Below are 17,626 nucleotides of genomic sequence, written 5' to 3'. Positions count from 1 at the left end.
TTTCAATGAATTCAAGTATTGAAAATAATTTTTTTGCAACCGAAGATGAACTAAATCGATTGGTGGTTTTTATTGGTGGTTTCGATCCCCGCGGAGCGCGGTATTATCATCAGTTGATGCGATCAGAGTCTGATAAGCAGAGTGGATTTTTGGAAAAAATATTCTACAAGGTCGGGAAAAGAAACAAAATCGCAAAGACTGAAGGTATGGGTGGGGGGCATTCTCAATGGATTATTGAAAGCTCATCATCGCTAAAAAAATCCAGCTCAGATTTTATTTTTTTTGATTGGCATGATGAAGTCCAGAAGAACTGGACTGAAAAACGATGGTCTGTATTTTTTCAGGCAATTTATACCTACGCTGCCATTTTTAAATTGAAAGAGTGGCTGGCTCCTATTCGCCTGCAAGCACGGTATACCTTGTGGGCTTTGATGTATCCGCTGGCGTATGTATTACTGGTAATTTTGCTGGGATTGGGGCTTGGTTTGCTCTTTTCCACCAATACAGAAAGTGCTTCGGGTGCAGTGGCCGTCGCTCTGTGTTTTTTAGGACTGGCCTTGTGGGGTGGGCTGGCTCTGGATCGCTATATCCATGTGAGCTGGCTTTTGAGAATTTTGAATTTTGCCCATTCCTCATCCCTCAAAAAATCTCCTGTGCTTGATGAGCGCATTGATGCAATGGCTCAAGAACTGGCACAAGGCATGCAGCAGGCTCGGTGGCGCGAGGTGGTGATTGTGGGCTTTAGCGTGGGTAGTGTGCAGGCCGTGAAACTGACCGCCGCACTGCGAGGCAAATTGGCGGAGGTCCAATCATCGCCCCATTCCAGTGGTCTAGGCTCACAAGGAGAGGTGAATCTCCTGACTCTGGGTAACTGCATTCCGCTTTTTGCTCTTTTTCCCGGAGCAGGTGATTTCCGTCGCAGCTTGCGGGATGTTGCGCAGGATCGGCAGGTCTATTGGGCGGATATTTCCTCGCCCAGCGACAGCGTTTGCTTTGGCATGTGTGATGTGGTGGGGCTTTCACTGCGGGAAGATGGTGTTAAGTTGGCCAGCGAACCCTCTGGGCCTGAATCAGCTGCCTCAGGAGTGGGTAAGAAAGTAGGGCAATGGGGCTTGAACCCCCAGGTCATGTGCTCGCCACGCTTTCACAAGCTATTTTTGCCTGAAACTTACCGCTGGTTGCGCAGAAACAAGATGCGCATGCATTTCCAGTATTTGATGGCTGGTGAAGTTGCCGGTGCCTACGATTATTTTGAGCTGCTCACCTGCCCGGGTTCGCTGCGAGATTACATAGAAAAGAAATTAGTGCGATGAGTCGTTTCTGTCCTGCTTATCCCAAGCCGCATCCTGAGAAGGCATCGAAGTTGCGCATGTTCTGGCATGCGCGGCGCTCCTGGATGGATGCTTTGTTTGAGCGCAGCTACACCATGCAAATGGGTGAGGTGCACCTGCCTGGCGTGGATCTCTACATGCTCAATGACATCAAAGAGGTCAAGCGAGTGATGCAGACTGAGGCGCAGCAATTTCCCAAGAGCCATTTGTTGCATGAGTCGCTTGAGCCCCTGCTGGGTGAAAGCATTTTTACGACCAATGGAGAGCAATGGCAGCGCCAACGCACGATGATGAACCCCGCGTTTGCCCAGGCGAGGGTGAACGTCGCTTTTCCGCGCATGCTGGGTGCGGCGCAATCCATGCTGGAGCGCCTGGATGCCGTCGATGAGGCGCAGCCCTACGATATTGAGATAGAGATGACCCATGTCACTGCGGACATCATCTTTCGCACGATTTTTTCCACGCCCATGCAGGGCCCTGATGCGCATCGTATTTTCGAGGCGTTTGCCCGCTACCAGGCTCTTGCCCCCAAGCTCATGCTGCCAGCATTGTTTGGCGCTCGCTGGCTGACCATGCCTTGGTATCGCTGGCAGAGCAACAAGGCGTCCAAGGAGATTCGCGGCTTGCTGCAAGCCATGATCAAGCCGCGCTATGAAGCGCATCTGAAAGGGGAGGCCGAGGAGCAGGAAGATATTCTGGCGGCCTTCATGCAGGCCAAGGATCCGCGCACGGGTGAGCCTTTCAACGAAGAAGAGCTGGTCAATCAGGTCGCCATGCTTTTCCTGGCCGGCCATGAAACCTCCGCGAGTGCACTGACTTGGGCCAGCTATCTGCTGGCGCAATCGCCGGACATACAGCTGCGTGCCTACGCCCAGGTGGCGGAAGTGGCTGGCGATCGCTTGCCACAGCAGGAAGATATGAAAAGCTTTTCGCAGGTCTGGAATATTTTTCGGGAAACCTTGCGTCTGTTTCCACCCGTGGGCTTTTTCGCCCGTGAGAACGAGAAGTCCTGTCCCATCCGAGGCAAGCAATTGAAGGAGAGAAGCACGGTGGTAGTGGCCCCATGGCTGCTGCAGCGCCACCGCAAATGGTGGAAGAACCCCGATGCGTTTGACCCTGATCGCTTTGATCGTGAAGAAGACAAAGAGGCCATCAAGCATGCCTATATGCCTTTCAGCATGGGGCCGCGCGTTTGCCTTGGGGCCGCGTTTGCCTTGCAGGAGGCGGTGCTGATCCTGAGCTGTCTGCTGCAGCGCTATGAGATCCTTCCGGTAGACGGGCATGTGCCGCAGCCGGTCGGGCGACTGACGATTCGCTCCGAAAACGGTGTTCGCATCAAGCTGCGCAGGAGAGCGGCTGCATGAAGGAGCGTTTTGCCGGTTTTTTGCTGATGTGCGCAGTGGTGCCACTGGCCGTGCTGGGTTACCTGATTTTGTGGTGGGTTGGTTTGTTTGGGCGAGTGGACAGAGGGCGTGCAGGGGTGCGAGCGCTGGATCATTTTGTGAATGCCACTGTTCTCAATGGCTATGCTTGGGAGAGCGTTTCATCGCATGCATGGCGCGAGCGTGACCACAAGCGTTGGGCTCGTCTGGTGATCAAGGTCACAGACTGGTTTCAGCTCGATCACTGCAAGCGCGCCAACAAGCGTGAACAGCCGGTAGTGGATTTGATCCTGAAGAAGGGCTTGCACAGTCAAACGATTAAATGAGTGGTGCGTTCGTGCATGGGGCCTCTCCGCTTCAATTACGCCTCATTACGCTTGAAGCCGCTCGCAGGTCAGCCAAACCGGTGCGTCATGCGTTGACTGTGCAAGCGTTTCCGAGTTGAGGCGCGATGAAGCTTCGCTCTGGCGATCTGTATAAAGTTGGGAGACACATGTTCAATCGCACTTCACTCACCCGTGGACTGGCGGCTCTGGCGCTGGTTTGCGCTGCTGGCGCGGCCCAGGCGCAGGCCTATATCAGCAGCACTATCTCCGGGCAGTTGGCGCCCGGTGTTTACGGGCAGGTCAATATTGGCAATGCTGCACCGCCGCCGCTTGTGTATGCGCAGCCCATGTGGGGCAACCAGGGCGCGGTGATGCAGCAGGCGCAGCCGATGTATATGTGGGTGCCGCCCGACCACTCGCGTAACTGGCGTCGTTATTGCTATCAGTACCAGGCCTGCGGCCGACCTGTGTACTTCCTGCGGAGCGCGCCACCCCGCTGGCGTGCGGAGGCGCCTCATCATCACCATGACAGGGACTGGAATGATGATCGCCGGGATGAGCGTCGCTGGCACCGTGACGAGCGACGAGATGAGCGCCGCTATGGCCGGGATGATCGCCATGACCGACGCGACTGGGACCGACACGATCATGATGACCGAGGGCGTGGTCATGGGCGCGGCCACGGACGTCACGATGACTGATTAGGGGTTAACCACTAATTATCCTGTTGCTTATGCACATCTGTTAAGGCTGGATGCTATTGAAAAAATAGCGTCTAGCCTTTTCTGTTTATGGGTTTATTTGTGTTTTTATAGGTATTTATTTTCAGAATAAGCGAGTACTTTGCTATGTTGTTTTGGCATAGCTGCTAGCGGGGTGTCTGGCTGGTGGGGGTGGGAAAGCTTGCCGACAATAGTCTCATTCATTTTGACTGGATGGTTGCTGCCGCAGATGCAGGCGATCTCCCTGAGACAAGGGGCGCGAGATGCACGCAGCGAGACTGGCCTCGATAGCGCACAAGTCGTGCAGAGCGCGGGCAGGGCAACCATGCAAAGACACCCCAGGAGACATCAGGCATGAGCGCAGCTCTCAAAGGCATTTCGTCCATGGCTACACGCCAGGTTCTGGCAGACCTGTCCGAAGCATGGCAGGCGCAGGGCGGCGAGCCGGTACAGATCGAGTCTGTGGGCGGTGTCGATGCCGCGCAGCGCGTGCAAAGCGGCGGTGAAGCTTTTGACGTGGTGTTTCTGGCCTCAGATGCTATCGATAAGTTGCAGGCGGCTGGCCGTGTGCTGCCCGGTAGCAAGGTGGATCTGATGCTCTCCAGCACCGCCGTGGCCGTGCCTGCCGCAGCGCAGTTGCCCGATATCAGCACGGAAGACGCTGTGCGCGCAGCCGTGCTGGCTGCGCCCAGCATTGGTTACTCCACCGGCCCTAGCGGCGTTGTGCTGCAAAAGCTTTTTGAGCGCTGGGGTATTGCTGATGAAATCAAACCCCGCATTGTTCAGGCCCGCCCCGGTGTGCCTGTGGGCTCTCTGGTCGCTTCGGGGGAAGTGGCGCTGGGCTTTCAGCAACTGAGCGAGCTGATTCATGTGGCAGGCATTCAGATTGTGGGCACTTTGCCTTCAGCGATTGCGATTGACACGGTTTTTTCCGCAGGCGTGGTGACTGGATCGGCGAATGCCGAGGCGGTGCAGCGTCTGCTGGCCTTCATGGCTTCGCCCGAAGCGGCAGCGGCCAAGCGCCGCCAAGGCATGGAGCCCGCGTGAATGAAAGAAATGATCAGGGCAGCGCCAGGCAAAGGCCTGGATGCTGACCTGAATCAGGAAAAGGGCAGCCATAGCCCTTTCGTGACAGACGTACAGGAGCCGCAAGGCTTTGGCGTCAGCCGCGAGACCGGAATGAGACCGGAGATAGAGGCGACAAAGAGAGGCAACTGAGATACCAATATGACTTCGCAAACAACCAAGCAGAACACTGACCCCAAGGTCGTCAACGTACAGACTGTGCTGAACGAGAATCCGTTTTCGGGCTATCAATGGGTGATTTTCGCCCTGTGCTTTCTGATCGTTTTGCTCGATGGCTTTGATACCGCCGCCATCGGCTTTATTGCTCCTTCGCTGCTCAACGAGTGGAGCCTGGATAAATCCCATCTGGGCCCGGTGCTGAGCGCGGCCTTGTTTGGTCTGGCGTTTGGCGCGCTGTCCGCAGGCCCGCTGGCTGACCGCATCGGTCGCAAGACGGTGCTGATCATTGCTGCGGTGGTGATGGGCGGCGCATCCATTACCTCCGGTCTGGTGCATGACCTGCAGGGTCTGACCATCTGGCGCTTTATCACCGGTCTGGGACTTGGCGCTGCCATGCCCAATGCCATCACGCTGATGAACGAGTACTGCCCTGATAAAAAGCGCTCCTTCATCACCAACTGCATGTTTTGCGGCTTTCCCATTGGCTCGGCTTTGGGTGGCTTTATCGCCGCGTGGATGATTCCCCATTTCGGCTGGCGCAGCCTGCTGATTGTGGGTGGTGTGGTGCCCTTGATTCTGGCCGTCATCATGGTGGTGATGCTGCCTGAGTCGGTGCGCTTCATGGTGCTCAAGAACTACTCGGCCGATCGCGTGCGCAAGATCATGGTGCGCATTGCCGCCAGCACACGCAACGCTACGAGCTTTGTGCTGGACGATAACGCCCAGCGCGCTGCGCAAGTGCAGCAGGGCCCGCAGGGTCTGCGTCTGGTGTTCTCGCAGAAGTATCTGGTGGGTACGCTGTCGCTGTGGGTGACGTACTTCATGGGCCTGGTCATTGTGTATGGCCTGGTCAACTGGATGCCTGTGCTGTTCAAAGAAGCGGGCGTGCCTGCTGGCCAGGCAGCCGTGATCGCAGCGCTGTTCCAGCTCGGCGGTGTGGGCGCGATTTTTGTCGGCTTGCTGATGGACCGCTGGAATGCCAATCTGATCATTGCGGCAGGCTACTTTTTGACGAGCCTGGGCGTGGCCTTTATCGGTCAGGTTTTGGGTGGTGGTGTGGGCATGCTGGTGGCCTCGGTCTTTGTGGCCGGTCTGCTGATGAATGCTGCACAGTCCTCCATGCAGGCATTGGCCGCTGAGTACTACCCCACCGAATGCCGCGCCAGTGGCGTGTCGTGGATGCTGGGTATTGGCCGTTTTGGCGGTATTGCGGGCTCCTTCCTGGTGGCAGAGCTGTCGCGTCGCCATCTGGAGCTGCCACAGGTCTTCATGGTCGTGGCCATTCCCGGCGTGATTGCGGCTTTGGCTTTGCTGGTCAAGAACCGTTATGCCGGCGGCGCGCCCAGCAAGTCCATGCTGGGTCTGGGCGGCGCCCACTGAGTCCCGTTTCAATCCTTTTGTTTTATTGACGCATTATTTTTAACGGAGCTTAAAGATGATCATTGACGTACACGGTCACTACACCACGGCCCCAGCCGCTTTAGGCGCATGGCGTGATCTGCAGATCGCCGGCCTCAAGGACCCAGGCCAGGCCCCTTCGGTGGCTTCCCTGAAGATCAGCGACGACGAAATCCGCGAGACCATCGAGACCAACCAGCTTCGCCTGATGAAGGAACGCGGCTCGGACCTGACCATCTTCAGCCCCCGCGCCTCCTTTATGGCGCACCACATCGGTGACTTCCAGACATCAAGCACTTGGGCTGCCATCTGCAACGAGCTGTGCTTCCGTGTCAGCGAGTTGTTCCCCGACTACTTCATCCCCGCAGCCATGCTGCCCCAGTCGCCCGGCGTGGACCCCGCGACCTGCATACCCGAGCTGGTCAAGTGCGTTGAGCAGTACGGCAACGTCGGCATCAACCTCAACCCCGATCCATCGGGTGGCCACTGGACTTCGCCCCCGCTGTCTGACAAGAGCTGGTACCCCATCTACGAAAAGATGGTGGAGTACGACATCCCCGCGATGATCCACGTGTCGACCAGCTGCAACAGCTGTTTCCACACCACCGGCTCGCACTATCTGAATGCGGACACCACCGCCTTCATGCAGTGCCTGACCAGCGATATCTTCAAGGACTTCCCCACACTGAAGTTCCTGATTCCCCATGGCGGCGGCGCTGTGCCTTACCACTGGGGCCGTTTCCGCGGTCTGGCGCAGGAGATGAAGAAGCCGCTGCTGGAAGAGCACCTGCTCAACAACATCTACTTCGACACCTGCGTCTACCATCAGCCCGGCATCAACTTGCTGACCGAAGTGATTCCGACCAAGAACATTCTGTTTGCCAGCGAGATGATTGGCGCCGTGCGCGGCATCGACCCGCAGACCGGCCATTACTACGACGACACCAAGCGCTACATCGAAGCCACGCAGAACCTGACCGCTGACGAAAAGCATGCCGTCTACGAAGGCAATGCGCGCCGCGTGTTCTCGCGTCTGGATTCGGCACTGAAGGCCAAGGGTCTGTAATTCTTAAAAAGAGGAGCGGCTAGCGCTGACTCGATAAGCTTTCAAGCGTTAAATCATTTTGGATTTTATGCAACGCAAGCGCTAGCAGCTCTCTTTTTTGATTCAATAACGTCTAAGCAAAGAGGTATTTCATGTACGAACTCGGCGTCGTTTACCGCAATATCCAGCGCGCTGATCGCGCGGCTGCCGATGGTCTGGCCGCTCTGGGCTCTGCCACCGTGCACGAAGCCATGGGCCGCGTCGGCCTGCTCAAGCCCTATATGCGCCCCATTTTTGCGGGCAAGCAAGTGTCTGGCACTGCCATCACCGTGCTGCTGCAGCCCGGCGACAACTGGATGATGCACGTCGCTGCCGAGCAGATTCAGCCCGGCGACATCGTTGTCGCTGCCGTCACAGCCGAGTGCACCGATGGCTACTTTGGCGACCTGCTGGCCACCAGCTTTCAGGCCCGTGGCGCGCGTGCGCTGATCATCGACGCCGGTGTGCGCGATGTGAAGACGCTGCAAGAGATGGACTTTCCCGTGTGGAGCAAAGCCATTTCCTCCAAGGGAACCATCAAGGCGACCCTGGGCTCGGTCAACATCCCCATCGTCTGCGCCGGCATGCTGGTCACGCCCGGTGATGTGATCGTGGCCGACGACGACGGCGTGGTCTGCGTGCCCGCTGCCCGTGCTGCACAAGTGCTGGAAGCCGCCCAGAAGCGCGAAAGCTTTGAAGGCGAAAAGCGCGCCAAGCTGGCCTCGGGCATTCTGGGCCTGGATATGTACAAGATGCGCGAGCCCTTGGCGGCTGCGGGCCTCAAGTACATCGACTAATCAGAACAAACGCACCCAAAAAACACTACAACAGGAGCCGCCGTATGTTCTCTTCCATCAAATCCTCTTCCTCTTCTTCCTCCAACGCCGATCAGTCGGTGAACGTCTCGCGCCGCCAATGCCTGGCCGCTGCGGCCAGTCTGGCTGGCGTCGGTGCACTGGGTCTGGGCGTTTCCAGCAATGCCCTGGCACAGGCCGTCAAGGCTGCTGCCGGGCAAAAGGGCACACAACTCATTTTGCTGGGCACCAAAGGTGGCCCGCGCGTGGGCGGTGAGCGCTCCAACCCGGCCAGCGTGCTGCTGATCGATGGCGAGCCCTTTGTTGTCGATTGCGCCTATGGCGTGGCGGCACAGCTGGTCAAGGCCGGTATTGCCCTGCCGCGACTGAGCAAGGTGTTCATCACCCACATGCACTCGGACCACAACCTCGAATACGGCCCCATGCTGTACTCGGCCTGGGCTGCTGGACTGCGCAACCAGGTCGATGTCTGGGGCCCGCCCACGCTGGAGGCGATGACCAAGGCCTTCATGGAGTCCATGAAGTTCGACATCGATATCCGCATGGGTGACGAAGGCAAGCCTGACCTGCGCAAGATGGTGAACACGCACGAGTTCTCCAAGCCCGGCGTGATTCTGGAAAACGACAAGGTCAAGGTCACGGCGGTGCGCAATATTCACCCGCCCATCACCGATTCGTTTGCGCTGCGCTTTGACACCAAGGATCGCTCCGTCGTCTTCTCGGGCGACACGACCTATTGCCCGGCTGTGGCCGAGCTGGCCAAGGGTGCCGACGTGCTGGTGCATGAGGTGATTTATGTGCCCGGCGTGGATGCCATGGTCAAGCGCGTGCCCAATGCGGCCTCGCTCAAGGAGCATCTGCTGGCCAGCCACACCATGACCGATGATGTGGGCCGCATTGCCGCCGCCGCAGGCGTCAAGAAACTGGTGCTCTCGCATATCGTGCCGGGCGACGACCCCAGCATCACCGATGCGATGCTGCTCGAAGGCGTACGCAAGCACTTCAAGGGCGATGCCGTGGTGGGCAAGGATTTGATGGTGATCTGATCACTCTTTGACGATAAAGACTGGACTGACATGAGCCAATTTGAAAAAACCCCCGGCTGGATGGACTGGTACGCCAACCCCAGCAAGCCCCGCTTCACGCTGCCTGCAGGCGCTGTGGATGCGCATTGCCATGTCTTCGGCCCGGGCCATGAATTCCCCTTTGCGCCCGAGCGCAAGTACACGCCCTGCGACGCCAGCAAGGCGCAGCTGTTTGCACTGCGTGACCACCTGGGCTTTGCCCGCAACGTGGTGGTGCAGGCCACTTGCCACGGTGCGGACAATCGGGCCATGGTCGATGCCTGCAAGGCTTCGGGCGGCATGGCCCGTGGTGTGGCCACCATCAAGCGCAGCATTTCTGATGCCGAGCTGCAAGAGCTGCACGACGCCGGTGTGCGCGGCGTGCGCTTTAACTTCGTCAAGCGTCTGGTGGACTTCACGCCCAAGGACGAACTGATGGAGATTGCCGCCCGCATCCACAAGCTGGGCTGGCATGTGGTCATCTACTTTGAAGCCGTGGACCTGCCCGAGCTGTGGGACTTTTTCACCGCGCTGCCCACCACCGTGGTGGTCGATCACATGGGTCGCCCCGATGTGGCTAAGGGCGTGGACAGCGAAGAGTTCGCTCTGTTCCTCAAGTTCATGCGCGAGCACAAGAATGTGTGGAGCAAAGTGTCTTGCCCCGAGCGTTTGTCCGTCTCCGGTCCCAAGGCGCTGGATGGTGAGCAGAACGCTTATCAGGATGTGGTGCCGTTTGCCCGCCGCGTGGTGGAAGAATTCCCCGATCGCGTGCTGTGGGGCACCGACTGGCCGCACCCCAATTTGAAGGACCATATGCCTGACGACGGCCTGCTGGTGGACTTCATTCCCCATATCGCACCGACCGCTGAGCTGCAGCAAAAGCTGCTGGTGGGCAACCCCATGCGTCTGTACTGGCCGGAACTGGCTTGACCCCCTGAGGCGCTTTGCGCCTTCCCCCTCTCTGGCGCTTTGCGTTGGAGGGGGACGACAGCCTCGCTGCGGGGCGGCCCTTGCTGGCTGTCTCTGGCTTGGATTGCGTCAGTTTGTGCATCGCTGCAACTGACAAGAGATTGAGAGGAGAATTTATGGCATTGGAAAAACCCTATCTGGACGTGCCCGGCACCATCATTTTTGATGCCGAGCAGGCGCGTCGGGGCTACTGGCTCAACCAGTTTTGCATGTCGCTGATGAAGCCGGAAAACCGTGATCGTTTCCGTGCCAATGAGCGCGCTTATCTCGACGAGTGGGCCATGAGCGAAGAGCAAAAGCAGGCCGTGCTGGCCCGCGACCTGAACTGGTGCATGCGTACCGGCGGCAATATCTACTTTCTGGCCAAGATCGGCTCCACCGATGGCAAGAGCTTTCAGCAGATGGCGGGCTCCATGACGGGCATGACCGAAGACGAGTACCGCGCAATGATGGTCGCCGGCGGCCGCTCGGTTGAGGGCAACCGCTATGTGGGCGAAGAGGGCGATGCACAGGCTCACCGCCAGCCTCAGGGTAGCGCCGGTGGCACAGGTACAGCGAACAAGGAAAGCAACTAAGACATGGCACGCATTACCGCATCCGTTTTCACCTCGCACGTGCCTGCCATTGGTGCTGCCATGGACATGGGCAAGACGCAGGAAGCCTACTGGGCGCCTCTGTTCAAGGGCTATGACTTTTCCCGCCAGTGGATGAAGGACAACAAGCCCGACGTGATCTTCCTGGTCTACAACGACCACGCCACGGCTTTCAGCTCGGACATCATCCCGACCTTTGCCATTGGCACCTCGGCTGAGTACCAGCCCGCCGATGAAGGCTGGGGTCCACGCCCTGTGCCCGTCGTCAAGGGTCACCCCGAGCTGGCCGCGCACATCGCGCAGTCGGTCATTCAGCAGGACTTTGACCTGACCATCGTCAACAACATCGCAGTGGACCACGGCCTGACCGTGCCTCTGTCGCTGATGTGCGGCGAGCAGGACCCCGAGACCGGTTCCTGGCCCTGCCCGGTGATTCCCTTTGCCGTGAACGTGGTGCAGTACCCCGTGCCATCAGGCCAGCGCTGCTTCAACATCGGCCGCGCCATCCGCAAGGCCATCGAGAGCTACGATCAGGACATCAATGTCCACATCTGGGGCACAGGCGGCATGAGCCACCAGCTGCAAGGCGCGCGCGCCGGTCTGATCAATCAGGAATGGGACAACAAGTTCCTGGACCTGCTGATTGAGAACCCGCACGGTCTGGCTAAGACGCCTCACATCGACTACGTGCGCGAAGCCGGCTCCGAAGGCATCGAGCTGGTGATGTGGCTGATTGCGCGTGGCGCAATGTCCGACGTGGACGGCCCGGCACCGCTGCCCAAGGTGGCGCACCGCTTCTACCATGTGCCTGCATCCAACACGGCTGTGGGTCACCTCATCTTGGAGAATCAATAATGAGCAAGACCATCAAAGTTGCGCTGGCTGGCGCGGGTGCCTTCGGCATCAAGCACCTGGACGGCATCAAGAACATCGAAGGCGTGGAAGTTGTTTCGCTGGTCGGTCGTCGTCTGGATCAAACCCAGGAAGTGGCCGACAAATACGGCATCAAGCATGTCTGCACCGATCTGGCTGACGCGCTGGCGCTGCCTGAAGTCGATGCCGTCATTCTGTGCACGCCTACGCAAATGCACGCCGAGCAGTCCATTGCCTGCCTGAAGGCCGGCAAGCATGTGCAAGTGGAAATCCCTCTGGCGGACGCCCTGAAGGATGCGCAGGAAGTGGCCGAGCTGCAAAAGCAGACCGGTCTGGTCGCCATGGTTGGCCACACCCGCCGTTTCAACCCCAGCCACCAGTGGGTGCACAAGAAAATTGAAGCCGGTGAGTTCAACATCCAGCAGATGGATGTGCAAACCTACTTCTTCCGCCGCACCAACATGAACGCGCTGGGCCAGGCCCGTAGCTGGACCGACCACCTGCTGTGGCACCACGCTGCTCACACCGTGGACCTGTTTGCGTATCAAGCTGGCAGCCCCATCGTCAAGGCCAACGCCGTGCAAGGCCCGATCCACAAGGATCTGGGCATTGCCATGGATATGAGCATTCAGCTCAAGGCCGCCAACGGTGCCATCTGCACACTGAGCCTGTCGTTCAACAACGATGGCCCTCTGGGTACTTTCTTCCGCTACATCGGCGACACCGGCACCTATCTGGCCCGTTACGACGATCTGTACACCGGCAAGGAAGAGAAGATTGACGTCTCCAACGTCGACGTCTCCATGAATGGCATCGAGCTGCAGGACCGCGAATTCTTCGCCGCCATCCGCGAAGGCCGCGAGCCCAACTCCAGCGTGCAGCAAGTGTTCAACTGCTACAAGGTTCTGCATGACCTGGAGCAGCAACTGAACGCCGAGTAAGCTCTGGTGATGGATTGATGCAGACAAAGGCCGGGGCTCGCTCCGGCCTTTTTTGCTTCCATGTTGATAGCTGTCAGCGCTTTATCCCATTGGGCTATCGGCTATAAATGCTTTAAGTTTGTAATTTCCAAGGAGCATCCGTGCAAAACCGAGCACTAGGCCCATTCAGCGTGGCGAACGTCGCGCTGGGCTGCATGAATTTCTGCCACGCCTATGGCAGCCCTGTCTCCACTGAGCAGTCTCACTCTGTGCTGCACGCCGCCCTTGATGCGGGCGTGACGATGTTCGACACCGCTGCGCTTTATGGCTTTGGCGCCAGCGAATCGCTGATCGGGCCCGTGCTCAAGCCCCATCGCAATCACATCACCTTGGCCAGCAAATGCGGCATGGCCGGCGTGCGCGGTGAAGACGGCGTCATGCGCCGCGTCATCGACGGCCGCCCCAAAACCCTGCGCCAGAACTGCGAAGACAGTCTGCAGCGTCTGGGTACGGACGTCATCGACCTTTACTACCTGCATCGCTGGGACAAGAACGTGCCCATCGAGGAATCGGTGGGCGAGATGGCGCGCCTGAAGGACGAGGGGAAGATTCGTGCACTGGGCTTGTCCGAAGTCGGTGTCGATGCTTTGCGCCGCGCCCATAAGGAACACCCGATTGCGGCCCTGCAAAGCGAATATTCACTGTGGTCGCGCAATGCAGAGCTGGGCACGCTAGCCGCCTGCAAAGAGCTAGGCATTGCCTATGTGGCCTTCAGCCCCATGGGCCGCGCCTTTTTTGGTGGCAAGTTGCAGCAGGTCGATAACTTCGTCAAAGGCGATATCCGCGCCACCATGCCGCGTTTTGCGGCAGATGCCTATGCACAAAACCTGCGCCTGCTGGCCCCCATGCAGGCGGTGGCTGAAAAAGCTGATTGCACGCTGGCCGAGCTGGCCATTGCCTGGGTGCTGGCGCAGGGCGAGCATGTGATCGCGCTGCCCGGCACCACCAAGGTGGAGCACCTGCACGAAGATGTGCGTGGCGGCAGCGTGAAGCTGAGCGCTGAGTTGCTGGCCGAGCTGGATGACATCTTCAAGCCTGAAGCCATTGCCGGTGACCGCTATGCGCTGCAAGGCCAGGGCGAGGTGGATACTGAAAAGTATGCGTTTGAAAAACGCCCCAGCTGATTGTGCAGAGCGGGCCTGATGCAAGAGGCTAATGGGGCAGGGCGTGCAGCGGTATGTCCTTTTCCTGTGCCAGTTGCATCAGTTGGGCGCAGCGGAGCGGGGCTAGAAACTGCGCCACGCCCACATGGATTTCAGGTTTGCGCATATCGGTAGGGTGGCTGAAGGGTAGGCCAGCGGCTTCGCACAGGCGCTGCGAAAAGTGCGGCTCCAGCGCGGCCACGGCCACAATGCCGTCCGCGCAGGGGTAAATCTGGTAGCCCGCATGGGCGCCGCCTACGTCGCCGTCGGGCTGGGTCAGCCCCCAGTGCCAAGGCAGAGACAGCCATTGCGCGGCCTGCGCCAGGCCAATTTCCTGAAAAACGCCGCGTCCGCTGCGGCTACTGATCAGCATGGCTTTCAGCACCGCTTCGCTGGCCATGAGTGCACCTGCCATGTCGGCAAACAGGCTGGGTGGCAGCTGGGTGCTGTGTACCAGCCCGGCTTCGGCCTGATAGGTGAGGTCATGGCCGGGCACATCGGCCAGCTCGCCTGCGCTGCCGACTACGCGCACCAGCGAGAGTTGGGGGTAGCGCTGCTGCAAAGCTTCCCAGCCCAGACCCAGCTTGGTCAAAGCAGAGGGGCGAAACGAGGTCAGCAGCACATCGGTTTCTGCCAGTAGCGCATGCAGCGCACGCTGGCCCGCTTCGGTTTTGAGGTCGGCCTGCAGGGTCTGTACGCGCTCATGCATTTGCGCATAGGCGCTAGGGCAATACAGGCCCATGGGGTCGGCGCCACCGCCGCTGGGGGCCAGTGGCTCGAGCTTTTTGCAGTCAGCCCCCATATCGGCGCAGCGCCACAGGGCGGCGGGGCCGGGCAGGTTGAGGGCAAGGCTGAGAATGCGAACCCCTTGCAGGGGCTGAATGGCGGCAGTGGACATGGCTTGCAAATTTCCTTGTGTTTTGAGTCGCTTACATCGCCCCTGATACGTCGTTATTTAGCCTTGGCGTACGCTTGTACTGCCTGCGGCTTCACGCATCGTCTCAACCGAAATCTTCGATTTTCTGAATGGTGTTCGCGATTCTTGTTCCGTTGTAGTGCATGCGCGGCTCAAGCGCTGGCACTTTCAGGACAGTCTGTTGCGGAATTGGCGCTGTAAAAGGCTTTTGCGCTGTGGCAAGCTCGACTTATCTGTAAAAAAGCGCCGGTATTGGGCGCGATCGATTGACTGTGATGCGTAGACGTACGCTTTTGTCCCTAGGCGCTGCCGCTGCGGTGGTGACTGCCGGGAGCTGGAAGGCTTATTCCATGAATTCTGTTTCCTCTTCGGTGCTGCCAGAGCATTTGCTGCAGCAACTCAAACCTTCGCCCCGCATGCCGGTGATGTTCATCGGCCATGGGAGCCCCATGAATGTGATTGAGGACACGCACTGGCGTCAGAGCTGGAAGGCGCTGGGTCAAGAGCTGGGTGCCAAGGGCATTGCGCCGCAACTGATTCTTTGCGTATCGGCCCATTGGCTGACTGAGTCCGACTGGTCGTTGACCGGCATGGCTCAGCCGCGCACCATTCATGACTTTGGCGGCTTTCCGCAAGAGCTGTTTGACCAGCAATATCCAGCCCCCGGTGCACCCGAGGTGGCTAAGCAACTTGCGGCCGAGCTGCATTCGCCGCTCGATGGATCGGCCTTGCTGGTCGATCACAAATGGGGCTTTGACCATGGCACCTGGTCGGTGTTGCTGCCCATGTTCCCCGAGGCGAAGATTCCGGTGATGCAACTAAGCATGCCCTATGGCCTGCCGCCTGATAAGCACTTCGAGATGGGTCGCCAGCTGCGCGCGCTGCGCGAGCGCGGCGTGCTGATTGTGGGCAGTGGCAATGTGGTGCACAACCTGCGTGCCATGCAGCGCGGTGCGGCGGACAATCAGGCGTATGACTGGACGGTTCAGTTCGACACCGAGGTACAGCAGCGCTTTGACAGCGGTAATCTGGCGGACCTGAGTACGTTTCTGGACTGGGGCCCGCAGGCACTACTGGCCCATCCCACGCATGACCACTACCTGCCCTTGCTCTACGCCGCTGGTGCGGTGCAGGAAGGCGAGGTGCCGCGTATCTTTAACGATTCATACCAGTACGCAGCACTTTCTATGCGCTCTGCTATCTGGGGTTTGAATACCTGATGCTTAGAAATTGATAGCTGTTAGCGTATGAATCGATATGGTTTCATAGGCTTAATGGCTTGGAAGCAAGGCAGATAAGGCGCAAGCAGCTATCAAAATAAATAGCCTGAACATTGAGCAGAGCACAAAAAAAGAGCAGCGGGTTAAAAATCCGTTGCTCTTCGTTTTTCAGGGCTGCCGAAGCAGCCCTGGGGTGTGACTTTAGATCACAGCGGCAATGGCCTTGCAGACATAGTCGATGTTCTTGCTGTTCAGCGCAGCCACGCACATACGGCCGGTGTCAGTGCCGTACACGCCGAATTCGGAGCGCAGGCGAATCATCTGTTCCTTGGACAGGCCGGAGTACGAGAACATGCCGATCTGGGTGGTGATGAAAGACATGTCTTGCTGAACGCCAGCAGCCTTCAGGCCATCCACCAGCTTCTGGCGCATGGCCTTGATGCGCACGCGCATCTCGCCCAGTTCCTTTTCCCACAGAGCGTGCAGCTCGGGGTTGTTCAGAACTGCAGCCACCACAGCGCCACCGTGTGTAGGTGGGTTGGAGTAGTTGGTGCGGATGACGATCTTCAGCTGCGACAGCACGCGAGCCGCTTCGTCCTTGTCGGCAGCGACCACGGACAGGGCGCCCACGCGCTCGCCATACAGGCTGAAGCTCTTGGAGAAGGAGGTGGACACAAAAATGTCCAGACCAGCGGCCACGAACTTGCCGATCACGGCGCCGTCTTCGGCGATACCGTGGCCAAAGCCTTGGTAGGCCATGTCCAGGAAGGGAATCAGACCCTTGGCCTTGACGACCGCAATCACTTCATCCCACTGAGCGGCAGTGATGTCATAGCCGGTGGGGTTGTGGCAGCAGGCGTGCAGCACGACCACGGTGCCAGCAGGGGCAGCGTTCAGGTCGGCCAGCATGCCGGCGAAGTCGATGGAGCGAGTGGCTGCATCGTAGTAAGAATAAGTGCCGACTTCAAAACCAGCGTTGGTGAAGATGGCCTTGTGGTTTTCCCAGCTGGGGTTAGAGATCAGAACCTTGGCATTGGGGTTGAGCTTCTTGAGGAAGTCAGCACCAATCTTCAGGCCACCGGTGCCGCCAATGGCTTGCACGGTTGCCACGCGACCGGACTTGACCACGTCGGACTCAGCACCGAACACCAGCGCCTTGACGCCGTTGTCATAAGCAGCGATACCGTCGATGGGCAGGTAGCCGCGGGCGCTGGGCTTTTCCATCATGGCCTTTTCAGCGGCCTGCACGCACTGCAGCAAAGGCAGCTTGCCGTTGTCGTCAAAATACACGCCCACGCCCAGGTTCACTTTGCTGGGGTTGGTGTCAGCATTGAATTGCTCGTTCAGACCCAGGATGGGGTCGCGGGGGGCCATTTCGACGGCGGTAAACAGAGACATGAAAAAATCCTTGAGGGATAGAAATAAGTCAGGTTACCCCCAGCTACTGTCTGCGGTAGCGTGTTGACGAGTACGGCAAGCGCGAACCTCGAAAAACGCATCAGCCTAGGTTAGGCTTGAGGGTTGGTCTGCCATTCTACTCCGCGCTAACCCTATGCGCCATGGACA

18 protein-coding genes are annotated in these 17,626 nt (G+C 58.6%); 16 read left to right on the top strand and 2 right to left on the bottom strand.

From position 1 onward, the window contains the following. The first annotated feature begins 5 nt into the window (after window positions 1-5). The 15 genes from RSF91_RS10975 (at window position 6) to RSF91_RS10905 (ending at window position 13,906) form a co-directional block, all read left to right on the top strand. Complete coding sequence (locus RSF91_RS10975; protein WP_332568448.1) at window positions 6-1,313, top strand: hypothetical protein; 1,308 nt, start codon at window positions 6-8, stop codon at window positions 1,311-1,313. Beyond that, on the top strand, window positions 1,310-2,695 hold the full coding sequence (locus RSF91_RS10970; RefSeq protein WP_332568447.1) for a cytochrome P450: 1,386 nt from the start codon (window positions 1,310-1,312) through the stop codon (window positions 2,693-2,695). Before RSF91_RS10975 ends, RSF91_RS10970 begins: the two co-directional genes overlap by 4 nt. After that, entirely contained in the window at window positions 2,692-3,039 is a 348-nt protein-coding gene (locus RSF91_RS10965) for a hypothetical protein (RefSeq protein WP_332568446.1), read from the top strand. Before RSF91_RS10970 ends, RSF91_RS10965 begins: the two co-directional genes overlap by 4 nt. 167 nt (window positions 3,040-3,206) lie before the next feature. Continuing rightward, window positions 3,207-3,740: a hypothetical protein gene (locus tag RSF91_RS10960; protein WP_332568445.1), complete on the top strand. Its 534-nt coding sequence runs from the start codon at window positions 3,207-3,209 to the stop codon at window positions 3,738-3,740. A 375-nt stretch (window positions 3,741-4,115) separates the two neighbouring features. Continuing rightward, window positions 4,116-4,808 carry a substrate-binding domain-containing protein gene (locus RSF91_RS10955; RefSeq protein WP_332568444.1) on the top strand — a complete coding sequence of 231 codons (693 nt, stop codon included), beginning with the start codon at window positions 4,116-4,118 and terminating at the stop codon, window positions 4,806-4,808. Next, window positions 4,809-4,979 (top strand): hypothetical protein, encoded by a 171-nt coding sequence (locus RSF91_RS10950; RefSeq protein WP_332568443.1) that lies wholly within the window; start codon window positions 4,809-4,811, stop codon window positions 4,977-4,979. A gap of 9 nt (window positions 4,980-4,988) precedes the next feature. Then, the gene (locus RSF91_RS10945) at window positions 4,989-6,386 is read left to right on the top strand and encodes an MFS transporter (RefSeq protein WP_332568442.1); all 1,398 of its coding nucleotides are present in this window, start codon (window positions 4,989-4,991) and stop codon (window positions 6,384-6,386) included. A 55-nt stretch (window positions 6,387-6,441) separates the two neighbouring features. Continuing rightward, window positions 6,442-7,470 carry an amidohydrolase family protein gene (locus RSF91_RS10940; protein ID WP_332568441.1) on the top strand — a complete coding sequence of 343 codons (1,029 nt, stop codon included), beginning with the start codon at window positions 6,442-6,444 and terminating at the stop codon, window positions 7,468-7,470. 131 nt (window positions 7,471-7,601) lie between these two features. Then, a complete protein-coding gene (ligK, locus tag RSF91_RS10935; RefSeq protein ID WP_099736684.1) occupies window positions 7,602-8,285 on the top strand; it encodes a 4-carboxy-4-hydroxy-2-oxoadipate aldolase/oxaloacetate decarboxylase in 684 nt (227 codons plus the stop codon). Between the two features lie 44 nt (window positions 8,286-8,329). Next, window positions 8,330-9,349: an MBL fold metallo-hydrolase gene (locus RSF91_RS10930; protein ID WP_332568440.1), complete on the top strand. Its 1,020-nt coding sequence runs from the start codon at window positions 8,330-8,332 to the stop codon at window positions 9,347-9,349. A gap of 30 nt (window positions 9,350-9,379) precedes the next feature. After that, the gene (locus RSF91_RS10925; protein WP_332568439.1) at window positions 9,380-10,297 is read left to right on the top strand and encodes an amidohydrolase family protein; all 918 of its coding nucleotides are present in this window, start codon (window positions 9,380-9,382) and stop codon (window positions 10,295-10,297) included. 155 nt (window positions 10,298-10,452) lie between these two features. Continuing rightward, window positions 10,453-10,911: a protocatechuate 4,5-dioxygenase subunit alpha gene (gene ligA, locus RSF91_RS10920; RefSeq protein WP_099736687.1), complete on the top strand. Its 459-nt coding sequence runs from the start codon at window positions 10,453-10,455 to the stop codon at window positions 10,909-10,911. A gap of 3 nt (window positions 10,912-10,914) precedes the next feature. Continuing rightward, entirely contained in the window at window positions 10,915-11,784 is an 870-nt protein-coding gene (locus tag RSF91_RS10915) for a class III extradiol dioxygenase subunit beta (RefSeq protein WP_332568438.1), read from the top strand. Further along, window positions 11,784-12,743 carry a Gfo/Idh/MocA family oxidoreductase gene (locus RSF91_RS10910; RefSeq protein ID WP_332568437.1) on the top strand — a complete coding sequence of 320 codons (960 nt, stop codon included), beginning with the start codon at window positions 11,784-11,786 and terminating at the stop codon, window positions 12,741-12,743. The genes RSF91_RS10915 and RSF91_RS10910 overlap by 1 nt, the downstream gene beginning before the upstream one ends. 140 nt (window positions 12,744-12,883) lie before the next feature. Continuing rightward, a complete protein-coding gene (locus RSF91_RS10905) occupies window positions 12,884-13,906 on the top strand; it encodes an aldo/keto reductase (RefSeq protein ID WP_332568436.1) in 1,023 nt (340 codons plus the stop codon). A gap of 28 nt (window positions 13,907-13,934) precedes the next feature. On the opposite strand, the gene RSF91_RS10900 is transcribed toward RSF91_RS10905, so the two are convergent. Further along, window positions 13,935-14,822: a CaiB/BaiF CoA-transferase family protein gene (locus tag RSF91_RS10900; RefSeq protein ID WP_332568435.1), complete on the bottom strand. Its 888-nt coding sequence runs from the start codon at window positions 14,820-14,822 to the stop codon at window positions 13,935-13,937. A gap of 368 nt (window positions 14,823-15,190) precedes the next feature. Between RSF91_RS10900 and ygiD the strand changes: the two genes are divergently transcribed. Further along, entirely contained in the window at window positions 15,191-16,060 is an 870-nt protein-coding gene (gene ygiD / locus RSF91_RS10895) for a 4,5-DOPA dioxygenase extradiol (protein WP_442878840.1), read from the top strand. Window positions 16,061-16,261: 201 nt separating this feature from the next. On the opposite strand, the gene RSF91_RS10890 is transcribed toward ygiD, so the two are convergent. Then, complete coding sequence (locus tag RSF91_RS10890) at window positions 16,262-17,458, bottom strand: amino acid aminotransferase (protein WP_332568434.1); 1,197 nt, start codon at window positions 17,456-17,458, stop codon at window positions 16,262-16,264. Window positions 17,459-17,626: the final 168 nt, after the last annotated feature.

The organism is Comamonas sp. (assembly GCF_036643215.1).
Lineage (GTDB): Bacteria > Pseudomonadota > Gammaproteobacteria > Burkholderiales > Burkholderiaceae_C > Comamonas.
Note: the sequence above shows the minus strand (reverse complement) of the source record. Positions and strands in the feature narration are given on the sequence as shown.